The 4,181-nt window shown below is 66.1% G+C and carries 4 protein-coding genes; 1 reads left to right on the top strand and 3 read right to left on the bottom strand.

The window, feature by feature from the left end; all coding sequences use genetic code 11:
* The 3 genes from VF497_RS07195 to VF497_RS07185 all read right to left on the bottom strand — a co-directional run.
* A partial coding sequence (locus VF497_RS07195) for an ABC transporter permease subunit (RefSeq protein WP_330887136.1) occupies nt 1-386 on the bottom strand: 386 nt, incomplete at its 3' end.
* Nucleotides 387-391: 5 nt separating this feature from the next.
* On the bottom strand, nt 392-1,165 hold the full coding sequence (gene modA, locus VF497_RS07190) for a molybdate ABC transporter substrate-binding protein (RefSeq protein WP_330887135.1): 774 nt from the start codon (nt 1,163-1,165) through the stop codon (nt 392-394).
* Between the two features lie 77 nt (nt 1,166-1,242).
* Nucleotides 1,243-1,593, bottom strand: coding sequence for a winged helix-turn-helix domain-containing protein (locus tag VF497_RS07185; protein ID WP_330887134.1), 351 nt, complete (start codon nt 1,591-1,593; stop codon nt 1,243-1,245).
* A 171-nt stretch (nt 1,594-1,764) separates the two neighbouring features.
* Between VF497_RS07185 and VF497_RS07180 the strand changes: the two genes are divergently transcribed.
* Nucleotides 1,765-4,181: beta strand repeat-containing protein (locus tag VF497_RS07180; RefSeq protein ID WP_330887132.1), on the top strand; the 2,417-nt coding region annotated here is incomplete at its 3' end.

Raw genomic sequence — 4,181 nt, 5'->3', positions numbered from 1 at the left:
TCATTCAGGCCGAGCGTGCGCGCCGCGCGTTCGAGCTGTGGATCGACCTCGCGGAACGCGGCGCGTGCCGCGCGCAGGATCAGCGGAAACGCGGCAACTGCCGCGGCGATCGTCGCACCCTGCCAGGTGAAGATCAGGTTGATGCCGAACGCGGCATGCAGCCAGCCGCCGATCGCGCCGTTGCGGCCGAGCACGACGAGCAGGTAGTAGCCGAGCACGGTCGGCGGCAGCACCAGAGGCAAGGTCAGCAAGGATTCGACCGCATCGCGCGCAAGACCGTCCTTGCGCCCGAGAGCGCGCGCGGCGGCGACGCCGAGAACCAACGCGAGCGTGGTCGCGAGCGCCGCGACCTTGAGCGTGAGCCAGAGCGGAGAGAGGAATTCCAAATGCGCTACGGGTTGACCGGACTGAATCCGTATTTTGCCAGTGTCGCGCGGCTCGCGGGCGCCGACAGGAATTGGACGAACTCGCAGGCCGCCGGTTTCTGCTTGCAGCTGCCGACCGCGGCGGCGGGGTAGTGCACCGGCGTCGCCGTCGGCACGGTCAGCGCGACCTTGACCTTCGCCGCCTGCGATGCCGCGTCAGTAGCATAGACGAAGCCGGCCTCGGCCTCGCCGCGCGCGACGTAGTCGAGCGCCTGGCGCACGTTCTGCGCCTGCACGAACTTCGGCTGCAATGGGTCCCACAGCTTCGCTTCGACGAGTGCCTGCTTCGAGTAGCGTCCGGCCGGTACCGAGTCGGGGTTGCCGATTGCGATGTGTTTGTAGGCATCCTGCGCGAGGTCGCCGAGCTTCGCCGGTGCGGTGCCGCCAGCGGGCGTGACCAGCACGAGTGTATTTGCGGCGAAATTGCGGCGCGAGGCGGCGTCGATGCGGCCGGCACTCGCGGCGCGGTCCATCGTTGCCTCGTCGGCGCTGGCGAACACGTCGGCCGGCGCGCCCTGCTCGATCTGCTTGAGCAGCACGTCGGAGGCGCCGAAGTTGAGGTTCACGTGCGTGCCCGGGTGCTGCGTCTCATACGCCTTGGCGATGTCGGTGAACGCGTTGGTCAGGCTGGCAGCGGCGGAGACGGTGAGATCGTCGGCGCGTGCTTCGGCTGTCGCAAAGGCGGCGGCGAGCATCAGCGTGCCGGCGAGCCGCGCGTGCGGACGGGATAGGCGGGGCATGGCCGGCTCCATTCGATATGGTTTACAGACTATATCGCCTCGCGACGAAGGCTACCATTCGGCGTGTCGTGGGAGCGTCAGTCCGCGAGCAGGCGCGACAGCGCGCGCAGCTCGGCCGCGCAGGCGCGCTTCGCTTTGCGTTCGATGTCTCGATAGGCGCGGACGACCGTTTCGCCGGTCGCGGTCAGTGCGGCGCCGCCGCCGTGCTCGCCGCCCTTGTTCGCCGCGATCAGCGGTTCGGCGAAGCTGCGATTGAGCTCGTCGGCGAGCTGCCAGGCACGCTTGTAGCTCATGCCCATCGAACGGCCCGCAGCGGCGATCGAGCCGGTCGCCGCGATCGCCTCGAGCAGATCGGCCTTGCCGGGGCCGAGCGCATGCTCGGCGTCGAGCAGCAGGCGAAAGCGCAAAGCGGGCGATGGAGGGGCCATAAAAACTACAATAACGTGAAATCATGGAAAAACGGGTCAGCAGATATCGTGCCGATGCATCGATTTGTGATTAGGTCTCCAAAAAACCTCATGCAATCTGAGTAGCATCGCTCACTCTGCTGCCAGGTATGGGTCCGCTCACGGCAGCCACCATGGATTCGGGGGAATCACGTGCTGTCCATCGTTCGGCGATTTGTCGCCCTGTTCGCGCTGCTTGGCGCGACGTCCGCGTTTGCGCAGACCTATACCTATTCGATTTACGTTGATACCGACAACAACACGGCGACCGGCTGCAGTGTAAGCCTGCCGGGCGGAAACATCGCCGGGGCGGAGTCGGTGCTGACCGCGACGATCAACGCGGATTCGCCGCCGCAGGTCGTGCAGGTCACGCGCGCCAGCTGTTCGGGCGGCAGCTTTGGCGCCGCGACGCCGGTCGGTGCGGCCGACATAATTGTCGGCGGGGGCACGGGCGGCGACACGGCGATCGAACTGAGCGCGCCGCTGACCGCGCTGGCCAGCCCAGGCGCGACCGCGGTACGTCTGTACGTCGTCGCGCAGAGCGCCGACGGCAGCGATGTCCTCCTGACCACGACCGGTGCGCCTGCCGGCGGGGCGATCGTGCTGGCGGTGAGTGCGCTGCCGGGGCAGGGCGCGGTCCCCGCGCCGATGATCGGCATCTTCGCCGTATTGCTGCTCGGCGCGGCCTTGTTGCTGATCGGCTCGCGCGAGGCGCGCCGGCGCATGATCAAGCGATTGATGCTCGGCCTCGTGCTGTTCAGTGGCATAGCTGGCGGCGCCGCGCTGTTCAATTGGAACGGCGTTGCGCCACTCGCGACAGATCCGGCTGGCGACTCCAGCAGTGGTGAAGCAGCAATCGACCTGCGCTATTTTTTCGCAGCTTTCAGCAACAACAACGTCTTCTTCCGCGTCGACGTCACCGGCAATCTCGCACCGCCGCCGCCCAAGCCCGTGGCCGTCCCGGACACCTACAATGCGACGATCAACACGCCGCTCAATGTCCCGGCACCGGGCGTGCTGGCCAACGACACCTTGAACGGTGCCACGATCAGCGGTCATACCGACCCCACGCACGGCACGTTGGTATTCAATGCCGACGGCAGTTTTGTATACACGCCGACGACGGGCTACACAGGGCATGACAGCTTCAACTATACGTTGACCAACGCCGGCGGCAGTTCGACCGCTCTCGTCAATATCGTCATTCTCAACGGACCGGCCGCAGAGCCCGACAGCTATACGACCGTTGTTAGTACCGGACTCAACGTCTCTGCGCCCGGTGTTCTCGCCAACGACAATCTCGGTAATCCGAACGCGACGCTGCAATCGTTCGGTGGCGGCAGCTTGGGTGGCTCGGTAACGACGAACGCGCCAGGCGCGAGCGTTGCGCTCGGTACCTCGGGTGGCACCTTGACCTTGAATGCCGACGGCAGTCTGAGTCTGACTGCGCCGACAATCGCAGGCACCTATACGTTCCTGTATCGCATCGGCAATGTGAAAGGCACATCCGACGCCACGGTGACGATCCAGGTCAACCAGCCACCGTCGATCACCAGCGTCGGCCCGGCGAATTTCTCGGTCGGCACGAACGGCACGTACACGATTACAACCACGGGTACGCCGACCGTCACTTCGATCACGCTGACCGGCTGCGTGCTGCCGGCAGGTCTGAGCTTCACCTACACCAGCGGTGCAACGGCGACGATCTCCGGCACGGCGACTGCCCCCGGTACGGCGAGTTGCACCGTGACGGCGAGCAATGGGGTAAGCCCGGATGCGACGCAGACCCTCGTAGTCAACGCCACCGCGGGACCGACAGTGACGGCGGTGGCACCGGCCAACGGCCCGACGGCGGGCGGTACCGTGGTGACGATCACCGGCGCGAACTTCACTGGCGCGACGGCGGTGAAATTCGGTGCGACGCCAGCGACGACGTTCACGGTAAACCTGCCCACGCAGATTACGGCGACAGCCCCCGCCGGCAGCTCCGGCACGGTGGATGTGACGGTGACGACGCCGAGCGGAACCAGCCCGACGGGCCCCGCCGACAAGTTCGCCTACTTCGGACCGGCGGCCAGCGTCGTTGTGGCCAGCGGCACGCCGCAAAGCACGGCGGTAGGCACCGCTTTCGCCGCACCGTTGGTCGTGACGGTATTGGATGCTTCGAGCAATCCCGTGCCCGGCGCGACAGTCACTTTCACCGCACCCGTGAGCGGCGCGAGTGCAAACCTGAGTCCAGCGGCGGTGACGAACGTGAGTGGCCAGACCCAGGTAATCGCGACCGCCAACACCACCACCGGCGCGTATTCGGTGAGCGCAAGCGTGAGCGGTGTGGTGACCCCGGCGACTTTCTCGCTGACCAACACCGCCGCAGGGGCAACGCACTTTGTTGTCAGTGCCCCCACGACGGCAACCGCCGGCACGGCATTCAACTTCACGGTGACGGCGCAGGACCAGTTCAACAACACGGTGACGGGCTACAGCGGTACGGTGCATTTCACGAGCACCGATGTCCAGGCGGTACTGCCGGCGGACTCGACCTTGACCAATGGCACAGGCACGTTCTCGGC

The sequence above is a fragment of the Rudaea sp. genome (assembly GCF_036383415.1).
Lineage (GTDB): Bacteria > Pseudomonadota > Gammaproteobacteria > Xanthomonadales > Rhodanobacteraceae > Rudaea.
Note: the sequence above shows the minus strand (reverse complement) of the source record. Positions and strands in the feature narration are given on the sequence as shown.

Coding starts and splice junctions, on each gene's coding strand:
- modA (WP_330887135.1), bottom strand. CDS start 1,165: ATGCCCCGCCTATCCCGTCCGCACGCGCGGCTCGCCGGCACGCTGATG.
- VF497_RS07185 (WP_330887134.1), bottom strand. CDS start 1,593: ATGGCCCCTCCATCGCCCGCTTTGCGCTTTCGCCTGCTGCTCGACGCC.